Raw genomic sequence first — 18,042 nt, forward strand, 5'->3', positions numbered from 1 at the left:
GGGAGGCCGGCTTTCCAGCGGCCAGGGCCAGCGGCGTGGGGCACCGCGGGCAGTGAACGGGTTCAGCCTGTTAAACCACTCTGGCGCGCAACAGGTCGTGAATGTTGAGCGCGCCGACCGCGCGGCCGGCCGCATCGACCACTATGAGGCCGTTGATCTGGTGGGTCTCCATCAGCCGGGCGGCCTCGGCGGCGAGCTGGTCGGCGCCGATGGTGCGCGGCTGCCGGGTCATCACCTCGGCGATGCGGGTCTGGCGCACGTCCAGCGCGCTGTCCAGGGCGCGGCGCAGGTCGCCGTCGGTGAACAGCCCGAGCAGGCGGTCGTCGGCGTCCACCACCGCGGTCATGCCCAGGCGCTTGCGGCTCATCTCCACCAGCGCCTCGCTGAGGCTGGCGTCCTCGCGCACCTTGGGCAGTTCGTCGCCACGGTGCATGACGTCGGTGATGTGCAGCAGCAGGCGGCGGCCGAGGCTGCCGGCCGGGTGCGAGCGGGCGAAGTCGTCGGCGGTGAAGCCGCGCGCGTCCAGCAGCGCCACCGCCAGCGCATCGCCCAGCGCCAGCGAGGCGGTGGTGCTGGAGGTCGGCGCCAGGTCCAGCGGGCAGGCCTCGGCCGGCACGCTGACGTCCAGGTGCAGGTCGGCCTCGCGCGCCAGCGTGGACTGCGCGCGCCCGGTCATCGCGATCACCGCGTTGCCCTGGCGTTTGAGCACCGGCAGCAGCATCAGGATCTCGTCGGACTCGCCGGAGTAGGACAGCGCCAGGACCACATCGGCATCGGTGATCATGCCCAGGTCGCCATGCCCGGCCTCGCCCGGGTGCACGAAGAACGCCGGGGTGCCGGTGGAGGCGAGGGTGGCGGCGATCTTGCGCGCCACATGGCCGGACTTGCCCATGCCGGTGGCGACCACGCGCCCGCGCGAACCCAGGATCAGCCGGCAGGCGGCCGCGAACTCGGCGCCGATACGCGCGCCGACCGCCGCCAGCGCGGCCTGCTCGATCTCGACCACGCGACGGCCGCTGGCGACCAGGCCGGCGTCGTCGGGCATCGTGGGAGACAGGGGCGATACATCCATGCGGGTGCCGGTCGGAGGGTAGAATGGCCGATCATTTTATTAGGAAAGCCCGGTGGACGCCGAAACCATCCGTAAACTCATCGAGGCCGGCCTGCCGGACGCGCAGGTGCAGGTGCAGGGCGACGACGGCGTGCACTTCGAGGCCACCGTGGTCAGCGCCGCCTTCGCCGGCAAGCTCCCGCTGGCCCGCCACCGCATGGTCTACGCCACCCTGGGCGAACTGATGGGCGGGGCGATCCACGCGCTGGCCCTGACCACCCTGACCCCCGAGCAGGCCGGGCACGCCGCCGGCTGAGCCGCCGCGCCCGTTTTTCCCTTTTTCCCTTCCCCCACGAGACCCATGGCCAAAATCGTAGTGACCGGCGGCAACGCGCTGCACGGTGAAGTCAATATTTCCGGCGCCAAGAACGCCGTGCTGCCGATCCTCTGCGCGACCCTGCTGGCCGATGCGCCGGTGGAGATCACCAACGTGCCGCAGCTGCACGACGTGATCACCACGGTGAAGCTGCTCGGCGAGCTGGGCGCGGAAGTCACCATCGACGAAGGCACGCTGTCGCGCGGCAGCGCGATCACCGTCGACCCGCGCAAGGTCCACCAGCACGTCGCACCGTACGAACTGGTGCGCACCATGCGCGCCTCGATCCTGGTGCTGGGCCCGTTGCTGGCCAAGTTCGGCGCGGCCGAAGTGTCGCTGCCGGGCGGCTGCGCGATCGGCTCGCGGCCGGTCGACCAGCACATCAAGGGCCTGCAGGCGCTGGGCGCGGAGATCAGTGTCGAGAACGGCTACATCAAGGCCAGCAGCAACGGCCGGCTCAAGGGCGGCCGCTACGTGTTCGACATGGTCAGCGTCACCGGCACCGAGAACGTGCTGATGGCCGCGGCCCTGGCCGACGGCACGACGGTGCTGGAGAACGCGGCGATGGAGCCGGAGGTCAGCGATCTGGCCGACTGCCTGATCGCGCTGGGCGCCAGGATCGAAGGCGCGGGCACCTCGCGCATCGTCGTGCATGGCGTGGAGCGCCTGTCCGGCGGCCGCCACGCGGTGCTGCCGGATCGCATCGAGACCGGCACCTTCCTGGTCGCCGCGGCGATGACCGGCGGCAGCGTCACCGTGCGCCGTGCGCGCGCCGACACCCTCGACGCGGTGCTGGACAAGCTCACCGAGGCCGGCGCCAGCATCGAGACCGGCGAAGACTGGATCCGCCTGGACATGCACGGCAAGCGCCCGCGCGCCGTCAGCCTGACCACCGCGCCGTATCCGGCGTTCCCCACCGACATGCAGGCGCAGTTCATGGCGCTCAACTGCGTGGCCGACGGCGTCGGCGTGATCAACGAAACGATCTTCGAGAACCGTTTCATGCACGTCAACGAACTGCTGCGCCTGGGCGCGGACATCCAGATCGAAGGGCATACGGCGATCGTGCGCGGCGCCGAGCGGCTCAGCGGCGCACCGGTGATGGCCACCGACCTGCGCGCCTCGGCCTCGCTGATCCTGGCCGGCCTGGTCGCCGACGGCGACACCACCATCGACCGCATCTACCACCTGGACCGGGGGTACGAGAACATCGAGGAGAAGCTGGGGGCGCTGGGCGCGTCCATCCGGCGCGTCGCATGATCCTCAGCGGCCGCTTCAGCCGCCGGCGCAAGGTATTGCTGGCGATCGTGGTGGTGCTGCTGGCCTGGGTGGGCTATGCCTGGTACACCGGCATCGCCATCACCCAGGGCATCGAGGAGCGCGACATGGACTGGAACGGCGACGGCCAGGTCACCCGCGACGAGATCTGGCAGTCGTTCTATGCGGTCGGCGTCAGCCGCACCCAGAACGGCCCGCGCGAATGCAGCACCTTCTACTGGCGCAGCACCGGTGCGCAGATCCGCGTGGATTGCCGCACCACCTTCAAGGCCGCGCCGGCGGAGAAGAAGTAACGGCGTGGGGCAGGGCGCTGACTGGGCGGCGCCCGCGTTGGGAGTGCATCGGCAAGGCGCGTCGGTCGCCATGCTCCCGTGTTCCATGCAGAGGAAGTGGCTTGCGCCCTCGGGGCGCCTGCAAATCACTGGGCAGTTGCTGCAGGGCGATTCGCACAGTCGCGCCGGGGCTGAAGCCCCTCCCGCATGAGGGCGATCACGGGCGGGGAGCCGCTGCTGCGATTCCCCATTCCCGATTCCCCAATCCCGGCCTTACCGCAACGCCTTGATCGTCAGGTCCAGCGCGTCCTGGCCGTTCTCGCGCTGCAGGATGCGCACCGGCACCGGCATGTCCGGCACGATCCAGGCAATGATTTCCTTGGAGCCGTCGGTGCGGCTGACCTTGGTCGCCTGCTCGGTCTTGCCGTTGACGGTGACCGCTTCCTTGCCGGCGACGCGGTAGGTCATCGGCTTGGCGCGGCCCTCGTCGACCATGCGGTAGCTCGGGGTCTTGCCGGCGTTGACGTCGCGCGCGATCGCCAGGTTGATCAGCAGCGCGTCCATGTCGCCCGGCTGCAGCTTCACCGGGCCGCGGCGGTCGGCCTTGAGATCGCCGCCCCAGGTCGCCTGGCCGGTGCTCCAGTCGTAGTTGGCGGTCACCGCCTTCTTCTTGATCAGGAACACCGAGCGGTCGTCGCTGCTGAGCGGACGCAGCTGCCCGCCCTTTTCCTCGAACACGGTGCTCTGGCTGAGGTCGGCGACCTGGTTCTTGATCGCCAGGCTGTAGCGCCAGCGGTCGGCGCCTTGCTTGGCCAGGGTCATCACGCCGTTGGCCTGCATGCCCATGTAGCTGGCCTGGTAGTCCGCGGTGAACGGCTCCAGGGCCAGGGCGGGCAGGCTCGCCGTGGCCAGCAGGGCGGCGGCGAGGGCGGTCAGCGGGCGGGCGATGCGGGTCATGGTCAGGCTCCTTGGTATTCGGTCAGGCGCAGGTCGATGCGGTCTTCGCCATCTTCGCGCTGCAGGATGCGCACCGGCGTCGGCACGCCGTTGGCGATCCACAGGATGGTCTCATTGCGGCCGCCATTGGTGCGCGACACCCGCAATGCGTCGTAGCTGATGTCGCCGACCTGCACGGTCTCGGTCTGGTCGGCGGCGCGGTAGACATGTTCGCGCACCCGGCCGACGTCGACGAAACGGTAGGTCATGGTCTTGCCGGGCTGCGCGTCGCGCATCAGCGAGAGATTGAGCAGCAGCGCACTCTGGTCGCCGGGCTGCAGCGGGATCGGCGCCTGCCGGTCCTTCTTCAGGTCGCCGTCCCAGCGCGCCACGCCCTGTTTCCAGTCGTACACGCCGGTGACCTTCTTGCCGAAGAACACCGCCTTCTTGACCGTGCTCTGGCTTTGCGGGACGTAGCGGCCGTCCTGCACGGTGAACACCGTGCTCTGTTCGATGTTGAGGCCGAGGATGCTGGCGAAGCCGCTGCGGCCGTGCACGCCCAGGTCGACCCGCCACTGGTCGCCGCCGGTATGCACCACGTCCATGCGCGCGTCGCCGGCCGGCTTGCCCTTGTACAGCGCGTCGTAGGTGGCCACGAACGGCTGCAGCGGCGGCGGCGTCCAGGCCTCGGCGGGCAGCGCCGGCGACGCTGCGACAGCAGGTGCAGGTGCGCCGGTGGCGAGCGCGGTCGGAGCAGGGGCGGTCTGCGGCGCCGGCTGCGCGGCGGGCGCCGGCGCGACCTGCGCAGCGACGATGGGCGCCAGCAGGCCGAGGCCGGACGCGACGAGGAAGGCGAACGGACGCGGAGCGAGCTTCATGGGATCGGCTGGCGTGAGCGGGAGGGAAGAGGGGGAGGGGGCGCGGAAGGTGCGGCAGCGCATTCAGGGAAGCAACACGTCGTCGCAATCTAGGCGCAGCGGACTAAACCGGCACTGACCGTCCAGCCAGACCTTGCCGTCCCGTTCAGCCAGGCGGCCCGTCGCGGCCAGCCGCAGCACCGCGCACAGCAGCCGGTGTTCGCGCGGCAGCAGGCGCTGCGCGAGGTCGTCGGGACCGTCGCCGGGCTGCACCGGCACCCGCACCTGCGCGATCACCGCGCCGGCGTCCAGTTCCGGCACCACGAAATGCACGCTGGCGCCGTGTTCGGCGTCGCCGGCCGCCAGTGCCTGGGCATGGGTGTGCAGGCCGCGGTACTTGGGCAGCAGCGAGGGGTGGATGTTGAGCAGGCGCCCGCCGAAGCGCTGCACGAAGCCTGCGCCGAGAATGCGCATGTAGCCGGCGCAGACCACCCAGTCCGGCCGTGCCGCGGCGACCGCGTCGCCCAGCGCCTGCTCGAAGGCGACGCGATCGGGGAAGTCCTTGGGCCGCGCCGACCAGCGCCGGTCCGGCGCCACCATCGCCAGCGCCGGCGCCTCCGGACGATCGCCGAACACGCCGACCACCTCGGCATCGAGGGTGCCGGCGGCGATCGCGGCGAGGATGGCCTGCAGGTTGGAGCCGCGCCCGGAGGCGAGGACAGCGAGGCGGGGCGTCATCGGGCGGGAGTCCGGAACAGGGCGCCCACGGCCGGGCGTTGCAATGTCAGCAGGGTGGCGATGCCCAGTGCGGTGCCCAGCGGGAAGCCCAGGCAGGTGATCACGGCGCCGGCGTAGCACAGCCCCAACTGGCGGCGGTGGCGCAAGGCGCGCGCAACCAGCACCTTGAGCAGCAGCGCGAGCAGACCGAAGCCGAGCAGGATCGACAGCATCACGATCGCGATGACGCCGCTCTGCGCCTGGTCCGGGCTCTGGCCGACGGCGTTGAGCTGCGCCTCCTCGTGCACGCCGTAGGCCAGCAAAGCGCCCACCAGCAGCACCACGACGACCTGCAGCCCCGCCATGACGGCATACAGCGTCGCCAGGGTGTTCAGGTCGGAGGTGGCACGCACCACATCGGCGGCATGGCCGCCGGGGGCGGGGAGGGGCGGTGGCAGCGACATCGTCTGTCTCAGCGCAAGGTGGAGGGAATCGGGCGCGGGATGCGCCGCCACGGCCAAGCGCTGGCGCAGCCCAGCGTAGCCAGCAGCATGTCCATGTGCGCATCCCAGGGATCGCCCTGCTGGCCGTTGTAGGACTCGGCCTGCTCCGGCGACAGCAGCAGCGCGATCAGCCATTCCAGCCATTCGTAGACCAGGCTGACGCACATGATCGCCATCGTCGCCAGCACGAAGGCCTGCCGCGCCGACAGCGCCGGCCAGCGCTGGCGCGCGTGGTCGCGCAATGCCGGCGCGAAGCACACCCCGAACAGCAGGTGGATCAGCCGGTCGGTGTGATTGCGCTGCCAGCCGAACGCCGCACTCGGCGACCAGCCACCGGTCAGCGCGCGCAGCCACTGGTCGTAGGGCACATTGGAGTAGAGCCAGTGCGCGGCGATGTTGTGCACGCTGATGAAGAGGCAGATGGCGGCGAAATGGCCGGTGCGCAGCTGCCAGCGCCGGTCGTGCCAGACCAGCCAGGCCAGGCCCAGTACCGCCAGGGAGCTGTGCATGGCCTGTTCCGCCGGCCACAGCGGCCGTATCCAGCTGGCGGCGAACACCGCCAGCGCCAGCGTCAGCCAGGCGCGCTTGGCCGCCGCCATGCGGCTCAGCCGATGTGCACGCGTTCGCCGGCGTCCGCGGCGGCCACCACCGCGCCGATCTGCCAGTGCGCCAGGCCCAGGCTGTCCAGGCTGCGCTCCAGCGCGGCCACCTGCTCTGGCGCGGCGACCAGCACGAAGCCGATGCCGCAGTTGAAGGTGCGCCACATCTCGCTGTCGGCCACCGCGCCTTCGCGCTGCAGCCACTCGAACACCGGCGGCAGGGTCCAGGCACTGGCGCGGATGTCCAGGCCCAGGCCGTCCGGGATGACCCGGATGATGTTCTCGGTCAGGCCGCCGCCGGTGATGTGCGCCATGGCATGGATGGCTTCGCCCTGTTCGCGCAGCAGCGACAGGATCGGCTTGACGTACAGCGCGGTCGGCGCCATCAGCGCGTCGGCCAGGGCCACGCCGCCGACCTGCAGGTCGGCCGGGCGCCCGGCGCGGTCGTAGATGCGGCGGATCAGCGAGTAGCCGTTGGAATGCGGACCGGAGGAGGCGATGCCGATCAACACGTCGCCCTGGCGCACGCGGGCGCCGTCGAGCAACTGCGACTTCTCCACCGCGCCGACGGTGAAGCCGGCCAGGTCGTATTCGCCCGGCGGGTACATGTCGGGCATTTCCGCGGTCTCGCCGCCGATCAGCGCGCAGCCGGCCAGTTCGCAGCCGCGGGCGATGCCGCCGACCACCGCCACGGTGGTCTCCACGTGGAGCTTGCCGGTGGCGAAGTAGTCCAGGAAGAACAGCGGCTCGGCGCCCTGCACCAGCACGTCGTTGACGCACATGCCGACCAGGTCGATGCCGATGGTGTCGTGGCGGCCGAGCTGCTGCGCCAGCTTCAGCTTGGTGCCGACGCCGTCGGTGCCGGACACCAGGACCGGCTCGCGGTACTTGCCGGACAGGTCGAACAGCGCGCCGAAGCCGCCCAGCCCGCCCATCACTTCGGGGCGGAAACTGCGCTTGACCAGGGGCTTGATGCGTTCGACGACGGCGTTGCCGGCATCGATGTCGACGCCGGCGTCGCGGTAGGTCAACGGGGCGGCGGCGGGGGGCTGGGAAGTGGTCACGGGCGGCGGGGTCGGCGGATAAGGCGGCGATTTTAACAGGCCGCATTGGCGCTAGGCCCGCATTCGGGCAACAATTCGCCCCGGATACGCCGAGTATTGGACCCTTCATGCGCCGCAGCCTTGCCTTCCTCCTGTCTTTCGCGCTGTGCCTGCCCGCCGCGACCGCCCTGGCCCAGGCCGAGCTGCGCACCGAGGGCGACGTGGCCGGCGCCACCGGCCCCTACGATGCCGAGGTGCCGGTCAACAGCCAGAGCGAGGGCGACCGCAACGGTGCCCTGGCCCGTGCGCTCGGCGTGGTGCTGGGCAAGATCTCCGGCGACAAGAGCGTGATGTCGCGGCCCGGGGTGACCCAGGCGCTGCGCAACGCCAAGAATCTGGTCGACACCTTCGACTACCGCCAGGACCAGGGCACCTCGCCGAGCGGCGCGCCGACCTTCCGCACCATCCTGGTGGCGCGCTTCCGCCCGCAGGACGTGGACGGCCTGGCCGCGGCGCTGGGGCTGCCGGTGTGGCCGCAGCCGCGGCCCAAGCCGGTGGTGTGGCTGGCCATCGACGACGGCAGCGGCCCGCGCCTGGTCGGCGTGCAGCAGTCCAACGCCGCGCGCAGCCTGCTCGATCGTGCGATCGAGCGTGGCTTCCGCCTCGGCCTGCCGACCGGCAACGCCGCCGAGCAGGCCCTGGCCGGCGCGATCTGGCGCCAGGACACCGCGGCGGTGGCCAGCGCCTCGTCGCGCTACAGCCCGCCGATGCAACTGATCGGCAAGCTGTACCGCGGCAAGGCCGGCGGCTGGACCGCGGACTGGACCTTCGTCGATAGCGGCAAGGTGCTGTCGACCTGGTCGTCCAGCGACGCCGACGCGCGCCGCGCCATGGCCAGCGGTGCCGACGGCGCCGCCGACGCCCTGGTCAAGCGTTATGCCAAGGCGGTCAGCGCCGGCCCGGCCGGGATCTACCGGGTGGTGATCACCGGCATCCGCAGCGCCGACGATTACCTGCGCGCCTCCGCCGCGCTGCAGAACGCCTCGGTGGTGCGGCGCATCGTGCCGGTCCGCGCCGACGGCGATCGCCTGGAACTGGATCTGGATCTGCTCAGCGGCGTGTCCGGTCTGAACCGCATGCTCGGCCCGGACGGCGCGCTGCAGCCGGTGGTCGCGCCGGTCGACGGTCCGGTGATCCTCAACAGCGAGCCGACGGAGTACCGCCTGAAATGACGTTGTCGCCCGAAGCCGAGATCGCGCTGTTCCTGCGCCGCCTGAAATGGACGGCGGTGATCGTCGGCGTGCTGTGGGTGGTGTGGCTGCTGGCGCCGATCCTGACCCCGTTCGTGCTGGCGCTGCTGCTCGGCTGGCTCGGCGACCCGCTGGTGGACCGCCTGGAGCGCGCCGGGCGCTCGCGCAACATGGCGGTGACCCTGGTGTTCGTGCTGATGGTGTTGCTGCTGGTGCTGGCGCTGGTGATCCTGGTGCCGATGCTGGAGCGGCAGATCGTCACCTTCATCGACGTGCTGCCGCAGGCGCGCGACTGGTTCATCGGCACCGCGATCCCGTGGGCCGAGCGGAAGACCGGGCTGGAGCTGATGGGCTGGCTGGATCCGGAGCGGCTGATCGACTGGATCCGCGGGCACTGGCAGCAGGCCGGCGGCGTCGCCGCGACCTTCTTCGGCTACCTGTCGCGCTCGGGCTTCGCGATGGTGACCTGGGTGGTCAACCTAGTGCTGCTGCCGATCCTGACCTTCTACTTCCTGCGCGACTGGGACCTGCTGGTCGCGCGCGTGGCCGCCACCATCCCGCGCAACCACGTTGGCACCATCACCCGCCTGGCGCAGCAGTCCAACGAGGTGCTGGGCGCGTTCATTCGCGGCCAGTTCCTGGTGATGCTGGCGCTGGGCGTGATCTACGCGGGCGGACTGACCCTGGTCGGGCTCAAGCTCGGCCTGTTGATCGGTATCGTCGCCGGCCTGATCAGCTTCATCCCGTACCTGGGCGCGACCACCGGCATCCTGCTGGCGGTGTTGGCCGCGCTGGTGCAGGCCAAGGGCTTCGACCTGCAGTTGCTGATCCTGGTCGGCGTGGTGTTCACCGTCGGCCAGTTGCTGGAAAGCTACGTGCTGACCCCGCGCATCGTCGGCGACAAGATCGGCCTGCATCCGGTGGCGGTGATCTTCGCGGTGATGGCCGGCGGCCAGCTGTTCGGTTTCCTCGGCATGCTGCTGGCGCTGCCGGTGGCGGCGGTGGCCAACGTGCTGCTGCACTACCTGCACGAGCAGTACCGGCAGAGCGACCTGTACGCGGGCGAGAAGTCGGCGATCCTGCTGGATACGGTCACCGAGCGCACCACCATCATCGAACTGCCGCCGCGCAGCCCCGACCAGCCGTGAGCGTGCCGCAACTGCCGCTGGCACTGCGCTATCCGCCGGAGCAGCGCCTGGATCGCTATCTGGGCGCGCCGGACGGGCTGCTGGCGCAGCTGCAGGCGGTCGCCGACGGCGCCGCCGACGACTGGGTGTACCTGTCCGGCCCCGCCGGTACCGGCAAGACCCATCTGGCCCTGGCGCTGTGCGCGGCCACCGAACAGGCCGGGCGCAGCGCCGCCTACCTGCCGCTGCAGGCCGCCGCCGGCCGCCTGCGCGATGCGTTGGAAGCATTGGAGGGCCGCGATCTGGTCGCCCTCGACGGCCTGGAAGCGATCGCCGGGCAGCGCGAGGACGAAGTGGCGCTGTTCGATTTCCACAACCGTGCGCGCAGCGCCGGGGTGACCCTGCTGTACACCGCGCAGGCGATGCCCGACGGCCTGGCGCTCAGCCTGCCGGATCTGCGCTCGCGGCTGTCGCAGTGCACCCGCATCGCCTTGGCGCCACTGGACGACGCCGGCCGCGCCGCGGTGCTGCGCGAGCGCGCCCAGCGCCGCGGCCTGGTGCTGGAAGACGCGGCGATCGACTGGCTGCTGACCCACGCCGGCCGCGACCTGGCCGGCCTGATCGGCCTGCTGGAGCGCCTGGACCGCGAATCGCTGGCGGCGCAGCGGCGGGTGACGGTGCCGTTTTTGCGTAGGGTGGGAATCGGGAATGGGGAATCGGGAATGGGGAAAAACTGAAGCGCGAGGACTGAAGCAGTACGTAGAAGCCAGAAGAACAAAAAGTAGCTTGCAATCGATGCACTGGTTGCCGCTGCAGACAAAGATGGTTGCGGGGGCAGGATTTGAACCTACGACCTATGATGGGCGACGACGTATGCCGTGGTTGAGGCTGCCGAAGCTCGCGGGAAATCAGCTTTTCCCGATTCCCGATTCCCGTTTCCCCATTCCCAGCACCTCATCCAACTCCGCCAGCCGCTGCGGCGTCCCCACGTCGGTCCAGCGGCCAGGGTGGTGCAGGCCGTGCAGCTGGCCTCGTTCGGCCTGCGCACGCAGCAGCGGCACCACCGAGAAGCGGGGCGGCACGCCCGGCGCGGTCGGCGCCGGGGCGGCGATGGTCTGCCAGTCGCGCAGCAGGGCGGGGCGGTACATGCCGATGCCGGCGTAGGTGAGCAGCGGGTCGCCGGCGTTGTGCACGTGTCCGTCGTCCTGCAGGGCGAAATCGCCGTGCGCCGCATAGGCCGGCGGATCCACCAGCACCAGCTGCGCCAGGCCCGGTGGCTCGGGCGCCAGCCGGGCGAAATCGAAGTCGGTCCAGATGTCGCCGTTGACCAGCAGGAACGGCGCCTCGCCGAGCAGCGGCAGCGCGTGCAGCATGCCGCCGCCGGTTTCCAGCGGTGTGGCGCCTTCGTAGGAATAGGCGATGCGCAGCCCGAACGCGCTGCCGTCGCCGAGCGTCTGCGGGAATTGTTCGGCCAGCCAGGACGTGTTGATCACCACCTCGCGCACGCCCAGCGCGGCGAGCTTGCGCAGGTGCCAGACGATCAGCGGCGTGCCGCCCACCGCCAGCAGCGGCTTGGGCGTGTGTGCGGTCAACGGACGCATGCGCTCGCCGAGGCCGGCGGCGAAGATCAGCGCCTTCATACGCCGGCCGCCGCGCGCTGCGCCAGGGCCGGCTTGATCCGCGTCTGCAGCAGTTGCGCCAGCGGCTGCAGGCTGGGGTGCCGCGGCAATGCCTCGTCGAGGTAGGCGATGAAGCGCGGCACGTTGTCCAGGTACCAGGCCTTGCCGTCGCGGTAGTTCAGCCGCGCGAAGATGCCCAGGTTCTTCAGGTGGCGCTGCACGCCCATCCACTCGGCGTCGCGCAGGAATTGCGCCAGCGGCGGCACCGGAATCCCGGCCTGCAGCGCACGCGCGTGATAGCTGGCGAGCCAGGCGTCCACCTGCGCCAAAGGCCAGCTGACCGTGGTGTCCTTGAACAGGCTGACCGGGTCGTAGGCGACGGGGCCGATCACGCAATCCTGGAAATCCAGCACCGCCGGGCCGTCGGCCGCCGGCATCAGGTTGCGCGGCATGAAGTCGCGGTGCACCAGCACCTGCGGCTGCGCCAGCGCGTTGTCCATGAGCTGACGCTGCACGCCGTGCAGGGCCGCGCGTTCGTCGGCATCCAGGGTGATGCCCAGGTGGCGCTGCAGGAACCAGTCCTCGAACAGGCCCGCGTCGCGTTGCAGCAGCGCCTCGCCGAACACGCCCATGCCCGGTGGCGGCGCGATCGCCTGCAGCCGCAGCAACTGGCCGAGCGCGGCGTCGAAGTGCGCGTCCGCTGTGCTCGTGTCCAGGCATTGCGCCAGGGTCGGTTGGCCCAGGTCTTCCAGCAGCAGGAAGCCGGCCTCCGCGTCCTGCGCCAGGATCGTCGGCACCCGCACGCCGCCGCCGTGCAGCAGCGCGTGCATGCGCAGCCACGGCCGCACGTCTTCCAGGTCCGGCGGCGAATCCATCACGATGCGACTGACGCCCTGGCCATGGCTGCGCCAGTAGCTGCGCTGGCCGGCGTCCACCGAGGCGCGCTGCAGCGTCGCCTGTGCGTCGTCCAGGGCCGTGCGCGCCCAGGCCAGGCGTTGCGCGGCGCGTGCCGCAAGGACATCGGGAACCATCGGGCTGGCGCTCATCGGCAGGCTGCGGCGGAAATGAGCCGCACAGCGTAAACGGGCGCCGCCGCCGTGGCGAGCGGCGCGCCGTGCCTCAGCGCTTGCTGGAGAACAGCCGCAACAGCGCGAGCAGGGCGATGGCGCCGAGCAGCGCACCGAGGAAGCCCGCCGGCTCGCCACGGCTGTACCAGCCCATGTAGTGGCCGAACCAGCCGGCCAGCAACGCACCGGCGATGCCCAGCAACACGGTGAACAGGCAGCCGGAGCGCCCGCTGCTGGGGCCGAGGAAACGCGCCAGCAGGCCGACCACGAAGCCCACCAGGATGATGTAGAGCCAACTGTCGCTGCCGAACAGAGTGTGCATGGAGAGCGTTCCGGACGCGGAAGGGAATCAGCGTCGGATCGTGCCAGATCGACTGTGATGGCGTCGATGCTTGCGTGTGCAGCGCAGGCGGCCCAGCCCTCGAGGCTGGCCGCTCACGTTACCCAGCGATCACGCCACGGAGAGGCGTCGCATCTGGATCGACGCCTCTCCAGCAGTAACCCGGGTAGCCAGGTACTCAGAAAGCCGGCGTCGCCAATCCCGAATCCCGACTCCCCAGTCCCCCCCCCTCAGCAGCACCCATGCCCGCCATGCTGCTCGCCGCCGGCCACCGCCGCGCTGCCGGTGGTCTCGCCGCGCAGGCTGGCGGCATGGTGGGCGGCGATCACCCGCGACACGCAGGCAGTCACCCGCTTGCCCATCGGGATGTGCAGGAACTCGTTGGGGCCGTGCGCGTTGGAATGCGGGCCGAGCACGCCGGTGATCATGAACTGCGCGCCGGGGAACTTCTCGCCGAGCATGCCCATGAACGGGATCGAGCCGCCTTCGCCCATGTACATCGCCGGCTTGCCGAACGCCGCCTGCGAGGCCGCTTCGATCGCATCGGTCAGCCACGGCGACTGCGCCGGGGCATTCCAGCCGGAGGAGGACTTCTCCAGCGCCAGCGACACCTCGGCGCCGTACGGCGGATCGCGCAGCAACACGTCCTTGAGCAGTTCGCCGGCGTGCTTGCCGTCCAGCGTCGGCGGCAGGCGCAGCGACAGCTTCACCGCGGTCTCGGGGCGCAGCACATTGCCGGCCGAGGCCAGCGGCGGCAGGCCGTCGGCGCCGGTCACCGACAGCGCCGGGCGCCAGGTGCGGTTGAGCACCAGCTCGGACAGGTCCTCGTGCATCGGCCGCATGCCGGGCAGGAATGGGAACTTGCTGTAGACCTCGTCGCCCAGCACCTCGGCGACCTTGCGCGCCTGCGCCAGCCGCTCCTCGGGGATGTCGGCGTACAGGCCGTCGACCTTGATCTTGCCGGTGGCTTCGTCCTCCAGCCGCGACAGCAGGTCGCGCAGCACGCGGAAGCTCGACGGCACCACGCCGGAGGCGTCGCCCGAATGCACGCCTTCGCTGAGCACCTTGACGCTGAAGTTGCCGCCGGCCAGGCCGCGCAGCGAGGTGGTGCACCACAGTTGTTCGTAGTTGCCGCAGCCCGAATCCAGGCACACCACCAGCGACGGCTTGCCGATCCGTGCCGCCAGATGGTCGACGTAGGCGGGCAGGTCGTAGCTGCCCGATTCCTCGCAGGCCTCGATCAGCACCACGCAGCGCGCGTGCGGGATGCCCTGGTCCTGCAGCGCCTGGATCGCCGCCAGCGAACCGAACAGGGCGTAGCCGTCGTCGGCGCCGCCGCGGCCGTACAGGCGGTCGCCCTTGAGCACCGGCGTCCACGGGCCCAGGTCGGCGTCCCAGCCGGTCATTTCCGGCTGCTTGTCCAGGTGCCCGTACAGCAGCACGGTGTCCTCGCCGGTCGCGTCGCTGCTGGCCGGCACCTCCAGGTAGATCAACGGGGTGCGGCCTTCCAGTTGCACCACCTCCACCTGCAGGCCGGGGATCGCCTGCGCGCGCGCCCAGCGCTCCATCAGCGCCACCGCATCGGCCATGTAGCCATGCGCGACCCAATCGGCGTCGAACATCGGCGATTTGTTGGGGATGCGGATGTAATCGACCAGTTGCGGGACGATGTCGTCATCCCACTTTTCGCTCAGGAAACGGTCGATCTTGGCACTGTCCATGAAAAGCTCCGAAGTGATTGCACACGTGTGCAGCCATTCTACGCCCCGGTGCCCGTGTAGGGTTTTTCCTACACGGCGACGCGCCGTTTACCTGCTGTTTGTGACGCGTTCCGACGATAGGCTGTACCCATGTGGCGAGCGATGCTGACAACGCCGGCAGGAAAGGCCGGCGAAGTCCCCATCCAAGTCACAAGGAGCGTTGCCATGCAGTCTTTTATCGTGGTCCTGAAGTCGCTGGTCGTTGCCCTGATGCTGTCCGGTTCCGCGCTCGCCGCGGACAAGGTCAACATCAACTCCGCTGGAGCGGAGGAAATCGACCAGGTGTTGGTGAACGTGGGGGCCTCCAAGGCCCAGGCGATCGTCGACTACCGGCAGGCGCACGGACCTTTCAAGAGCGCCGAGGAACTGGCACTGGTGAAAGGCATCGGACTCAAGACGGTCGAGCGGAACCGCGACCGGATCGATGTGGGCGCCACGAAGGCACCCGCACCGACAGCCGCCAAGCAGGCAGCTGCCAAGCCGGTGGAAAGGCGTTAAAGGGATTTGCAACGAAAGGATAGGGCCGGCGCTGGACGCGCGGCCGCAGCCTCACTGAGCAGGATGCGAAGGGGGAAGGCAGGAAGCCGACAGGGAGGTACATCGTCGCCCGGCGTTGCACAGTGACGTGCAGCCGGGCGATGTTTTTTGGGCGCCATGGCGCCTCTTGCGTCGCATATTCGGGCTGGCCAAGGACAGGCCCCTTGCCCTGATCGTGCAGAATGCGCGCATGGACTGGTGCACGCTGCCCGCGCGGGTGATCCCCGCCAATGAGTATCGCCGCGAACGCTGGCGCAACGGCCTGGGCTGGACCCGGGAGATCCTGCGTCTGCCGGCCGCCGGCGATGACTGGGTGCTGCGCCTGTCCATCGCCGAGATCGAGCAGGATGCCGCCTTCTCAGCTTTCCCCGGGATCGACCGCGAACTGGTCCTGCTGCGTGGCAACGGCGTGCGCCTGCGTTTCGACGACGGCGAGGAACAGGTGCTGCAGGATCCTTGCGCGCGTCTCCGCTTCGCCGGCGAGCGGCCGTTGCGTGGCGAGTTGCTGGACGGGCCGACCCACGATTTCAACCTCATGTGGCGACGCGACCGGCTACGCACGCAACTGCTGCACCGGCCGCTGGTCGGGCCGATGCTGTTCTTCGCCGAACCCGCTGTCGCCTGGGCCGTTCATCTTCTGGCAGGGCAAGCGCAGTTCGATGCGGCCAGCGGACTGCCGCCATTGGCGGCCGGCGACAGCGCCTGGTTGGCCGCCGATGCCAGGCGCCGCTTTGCTTTGAGCGGGGGCGGGGAGGTGTTGGCGATGCGCATCGAGGCCCTGCCGACGCCGGCGGACTGAGCCCGCTGCACCACGCGCGCGGCTCTTGCAGCGTCGACGCCGACCGCGTCCAATGCGCGAACGCGGCCATCCGGGCCGTACAGCGGAAGCCGACAGGTGCTCTCGGACAACAGGTGGTTGGCGAAAATTCTGGTGGCGGACGCGGACGCGGTCTTGCGCGACCGGATTCGCGATTACCTGGCGTGTTTCAACCTGCAGGCCCACGACGCCGACAGTGCGCCGCACCTGCAGGCGCAACTGGCGGCCGGGCATTACGACGCGGTGGTGCTCGATGCCGGCCTCGACGGTGCCGAGGGCCTGCGCTTGTGCCGGCAACTGCGCGACCGCGGCGATATCGCCATCGTGATGATGGCCGACAGCGCCGAGCCGGTGGACCGGGTGATCGGGCTGGATCTGGGCGCGGACGACTTCCTGGTGCGGCCGCCCGACCTGCGCGAACTGGTGGCGCGGCTCAACGCGGTGCTGCGTCGGGTGCGCGCGACCCAGCCGCCGGCAGCGGCGCATGGCGGCTGGCAGGTCGATGCCGCGCGTCACCAGGCGGTGGCGCCGGACGGGCGGACGATCCCGCTGTCGCCCGGCGAACTGCGGCTGATGGCGGTGTTCCTGGAGCAGCCGGGCGAGGTGCTCACGCGCGAGACGCTGCGCACCGCGCTGGGCGACGGCGAGGCCAGCATGCCTGCGGGCAGCCGCGGCATCGATCTGCAGGTCTCGCGGCTGCGCCAGAAGCTCGGCGACGACCCGCTGGTGCCGCAATGGATCCGCACGGTACGCGGCAAGGGCTATGTGTTCGAGCTGCAGCGCATGGGGTTGCCGGCGTCGCGCTGATGGCGCGACGGCGTGGCGTTCCTGGCGTCGCCGCGGCCGAAGCCGCCACCGTAGCAGTGGCGGTCGGGTCGCGGCGCGTTGTCCGGAACACGCCGGCGCGAGGTCTCGCGCGGTGCCCTGGTGTTCTCCCCGGCCGCGGCTCATCGAGCAGCGCGCCGCGCTCAGCCCCGAGCTAACGCCGCGAAGCCGCTGCTGAGCTGTTCCTGCACTGCGCCGTCCTGGCGCACCAGGAAGCGCACCGCCAGTCCTTCGCGCTCGGCGCAGGCCAGCCCGGCTTCCACACCGAGCACGCTCAGGGCAGTGGCCCAGGCATCGGCACGCATGGCATCGGCGGCCACCACCGTCACCGCGGCCAGCGTCGCGGCGATCGGTCGGCCGCGACGCGGATCCAGCAGGTGTCCATAGCGTCGTCCGTCCTGTTCGAAGTGGTGCCAGCGATCGCCGGAGGTGGCCACCGCCAGGCCGTCGACCGCGAGCGCGCGCGGCGATGCGTCGCCATGCACCTCCTCGTCCGCAGCAGCCTCGATCAACACCCGCCACGGCTGCGCGTCCGGCTTGCGGCCATAGCCATAGAGATCGCCGCCGACCTCGACCAGTGCGCTTTCCACGCCATGCGCACGCAGCGCCGTCGCTGCCAGGTCGACGCCGTAGCCCTTGGCGATCGCCGACAGATCCAGATGCAGCCCGCCCGGCTGGTGCCAGCGGCCCGCGTCGTCGACGGTCAGTCGGCGCCAGTCGCCCGCGGCGCGGGCCCGTTGCAGGGCGGCGGGCTCCGGCACCCGCCGATCTCCGGCGGTGGCGCCGAAACCCCACGCGCCGACCACGGCGCCGATCGTGGGATCGAAGGCGCCGCCGCTGCGATGCGCCACTTCCAGCGCGCAGCGCAGCACCGTGTCGAACGCGGCCGGCAAGGCGTGCCAGGTATCGGCGTCGGCGCGGTTGTAGCGGCTGAGATCCGATTGCGCGTCCCACGTGCTCATCTGCGCGACGACCAGATCGAGTTGCGCCTGGATCGCATCGCGCAATGCGTGCAGGTCGCTGCGTCGGGGCGGCAGCAGCCTGGCGCTCCAGCGCGTGCCCATGCTG

General features: G+C 70.4%; 21 protein-coding genes. 9 read left to right on the top strand and 12 right to left on the bottom strand.

From position 1 onward, the window contains the following. Positions 1–70: 70 nt before the first annotated feature. Positions 71–1,072, bottom strand: coding sequence for a KpsF/GutQ family sugar-phosphate isomerase (locus tag ACHWVH_RS05740; protein ID WP_267098268.1), 1,002 nt, complete (start codon positions 1,070–1,072; stop codon positions 71–73). A gap of 52 nt (positions 1,073–1,124) precedes the next feature. On the opposite strand from ACHWVH_RS05740, the gene ACHWVH_RS05745 reads away from it, so the two are divergent. The 3 genes from ACHWVH_RS05745 to ACHWVH_RS05755 are packed head-to-tail and all read left to right on the top strand — an operon-like array spanning position 1,125 to position 2,998. Next, positions 1,125–1,367 carry a BolA family protein gene (locus tag ACHWVH_RS05745; protein ID WP_019799407.1) on the top strand — a complete coding sequence of 81 codons (243 nt, stop codon included), beginning with the start codon at positions 1,125–1,127 and terminating at the stop codon, positions 1,365–1,367. Between the two features lie 45 nt (positions 1,368–1,412). Beyond that, the gene (gene murA, locus ACHWVH_RS05750) at positions 1,413–2,687 is read left to right on the top strand and encodes a UDP-N-acetylglucosamine 1-carboxyvinyltransferase (protein ID WP_295927899.1); all 1,275 of its coding nucleotides are present in this window, start codon (positions 1,413–1,415) and stop codon (positions 2,685–2,687) included. Continuing rightward, complete coding sequence (locus tag ACHWVH_RS05755) at positions 2,684–2,998, top strand: hypothetical protein (RefSeq protein ID WP_010344096.1); 315 nt, start codon at positions 2,684–2,686, stop codon at positions 2,996–2,998. The genes murA and ACHWVH_RS05755 overlap by 4 nt, the downstream gene beginning before the upstream one ends. Before the next feature lie 252 nt (positions 2,999–3,250). Here the strand turns inward: ACHWVH_RS05755 and ACHWVH_RS05760 are convergent, their stop codons facing one another. The 6 genes from ACHWVH_RS05760 to purM form a co-directional block, all read right to left on the bottom strand. Then, on the bottom strand, positions 3,251–3,934 hold the full coding sequence (locus ACHWVH_RS05760) for a DUF3108 domain-containing protein (protein WP_017910671.1): 684 nt from the start codon (positions 3,932–3,934) through the stop codon (positions 3,251–3,253). 2 nt (positions 3,935–3,936) lie between these two features. Then, a complete protein-coding gene (locus ACHWVH_RS05765) occupies positions 3,937–4,791 on the bottom strand; it encodes a DUF3108 domain-containing protein (RefSeq protein WP_295927896.1) in 855 nt (284 codons plus the stop codon). 63 nt (positions 4,792–4,854) lie between these two features. Further along, positions 4,855–5,508, bottom strand: coding sequence for a phosphoribosylglycinamide formyltransferase (gene purN / locus ACHWVH_RS05770; protein ID WP_394686829.1), 654 nt, complete (start codon positions 5,506–5,508; stop codon positions 4,855–4,857). Beyond that, positions 5,505–5,951, bottom strand: coding sequence for a hypothetical protein (locus ACHWVH_RS05775; protein WP_017913806.1), 447 nt, complete (start codon positions 5,949–5,951; stop codon positions 5,505–5,507). Before ACHWVH_RS05775 ends, purN begins: the two co-directional genes overlap by 4 nt. An 8-nt stretch (positions 5,952–5,959) precedes the next feature. After that, a complete protein-coding gene (locus ACHWVH_RS05780) occupies positions 5,960–6,589 on the bottom strand; it encodes a DUF2238 domain-containing protein (RefSeq protein WP_295927890.1) in 630 nt (209 codons plus the stop codon). A gap of 5 nt (positions 6,590–6,594) precedes the next feature. Beyond that, positions 6,595–7,653, bottom strand: a complete 1,059-nt coding sequence (gene purM, locus ACHWVH_RS05785) for a phosphoribosylformylglycinamidine cyclo-ligase (RefSeq protein WP_295927888.1) — start codon at positions 7,651–7,653, stop codon at positions 6,595–6,597. Positions 7,654–7,748: 95 nt separating this feature from the next. On the opposite strand from purM, the gene ACHWVH_RS05790 reads away from it, so the two are divergent. The 3 genes from ACHWVH_RS05790 to hda are packed head-to-tail and all read left to right on the top strand — an operon-like array spanning position 7,749 to position 10,746. Continuing rightward, positions 7,749–8,864 (top strand): DUF2066 domain-containing protein, encoded by a 1,116-nt coding sequence (locus ACHWVH_RS05790; protein ID WP_295927954.1) that lies wholly within the window; start codon positions 7,749–7,751, stop codon positions 8,862–8,864. Further along, complete coding sequence (locus ACHWVH_RS05795) at positions 8,861–10,030, top strand: AI-2E family transporter (RefSeq protein ID WP_017915780.1); 1,170 nt, start codon at positions 8,861–8,863, stop codon at positions 10,028–10,030. Before ACHWVH_RS05790 ends, ACHWVH_RS05795 begins: the two co-directional genes overlap by 4 nt. Continuing rightward, positions 10,027–10,746 (top strand): DnaA regulatory inactivator Hda, encoded by a 720-nt coding sequence (hda, locus tag ACHWVH_RS05800; RefSeq protein ID WP_267084407.1) that lies wholly within the window; start codon positions 10,027–10,029, stop codon positions 10,744–10,746. Before ACHWVH_RS05795 ends, hda begins: the two co-directional genes overlap by 4 nt. A gap of 171 nt (positions 10,747–10,917) precedes the next feature. Here the strand turns inward: hda and murU are convergent, their stop codons facing one another. The 4 genes from murU to ACHWVH_RS05820 form a co-directional block, all read right to left on the bottom strand. Then, on the bottom strand, positions 10,918–11,649 hold the full coding sequence (gene murU, locus ACHWVH_RS05805) for an N-acetylmuramate alpha-1-phosphate uridylyltransferase MurU (protein ID WP_152240387.1): 732 nt from the start codon (positions 11,647–11,649) through the stop codon (positions 10,918–10,920). Beyond that, positions 11,646–12,674: an aminoglycoside phosphotransferase family protein gene (locus tag ACHWVH_RS05810; protein ID WP_394686830.1), complete on the bottom strand. Its 1,029-nt coding sequence runs from the start codon at positions 12,672–12,674 to the stop codon at positions 11,646–11,648. Before ACHWVH_RS05810 ends, murU begins: the two co-directional genes overlap by 4 nt. A gap of 73 nt (positions 12,675–12,747) precedes the next feature. After that, positions 12,748–13,017, bottom strand: a complete 270-nt coding sequence (locus tag ACHWVH_RS05815) for a GlsB/YeaQ/YmgE family stress response membrane protein (protein ID WP_010344083.1) — start codon at positions 13,015–13,017, stop codon at positions 12,748–12,750. 248 nt (positions 13,018–13,265) lie between these two features. After that, positions 13,266–14,756, bottom strand: coding sequence for a M20 family metallopeptidase (locus tag ACHWVH_RS05820; RefSeq protein WP_017909202.1), 1,491 nt, complete (start codon positions 14,754–14,756; stop codon positions 13,266–13,268). A gap of 204 nt (positions 14,757–14,960) precedes the next feature. Between ACHWVH_RS05820 and ACHWVH_RS05825 the strand changes: the two genes are divergently transcribed. The 3 genes from ACHWVH_RS05825 (at position 14,961) to ACHWVH_RS05835 (ending at position 16,956) form a co-directional block, all read left to right on the top strand. Then, entirely contained in the window at positions 14,961–15,293 is a 333-nt protein-coding gene (locus tag ACHWVH_RS05825; RefSeq protein ID WP_017909203.1) for a ComEA family DNA-binding protein, read from the top strand. Between the two features lie 229 nt (positions 15,294–15,522). After that, the gene (locus ACHWVH_RS05830; RefSeq protein ID WP_148829380.1) at positions 15,523–16,131 is read left to right on the top strand and encodes a HutD family protein; all 609 of its coding nucleotides are present in this window, start codon (positions 15,523–15,525) and stop codon (positions 16,129–16,131) included. A 132-nt stretch (positions 16,132–16,263) separates the two neighbouring features. Next, positions 16,264–16,956 (top strand): winged helix-turn-helix domain-containing protein, encoded by a 693-nt coding sequence (locus ACHWVH_RS05835; RefSeq protein ID WP_295861571.1) that lies wholly within the window; start codon positions 16,264–16,266, stop codon positions 16,954–16,956. A gap of 161 nt (positions 16,957–17,117) precedes the next feature. Here ACHWVH_RS05835 and ACHWVH_RS05840 read toward each other — a convergent pair whose 3' ends face one another. Continuing rightward, positions 17,118–18,038: an FAD:protein FMN transferase gene (locus tag ACHWVH_RS05840; RefSeq protein ID WP_267094596.1), complete on the bottom strand. Its 921-nt coding sequence runs from the start codon at positions 18,036–18,038 to the stop codon at positions 17,118–17,120. Positions 18,039–18,042 lie beyond the last annotated feature (4 nt).

Source organism: uncultured Xanthomonas sp. (genome assembly GCF_964278005.1).
Taxonomy (GTDB): domain Bacteria; phylum Pseudomonadota; class Gammaproteobacteria; order Xanthomonadales; family Xanthomonadaceae; genus Xanthomonas_A; species Xanthomonas_A sontii.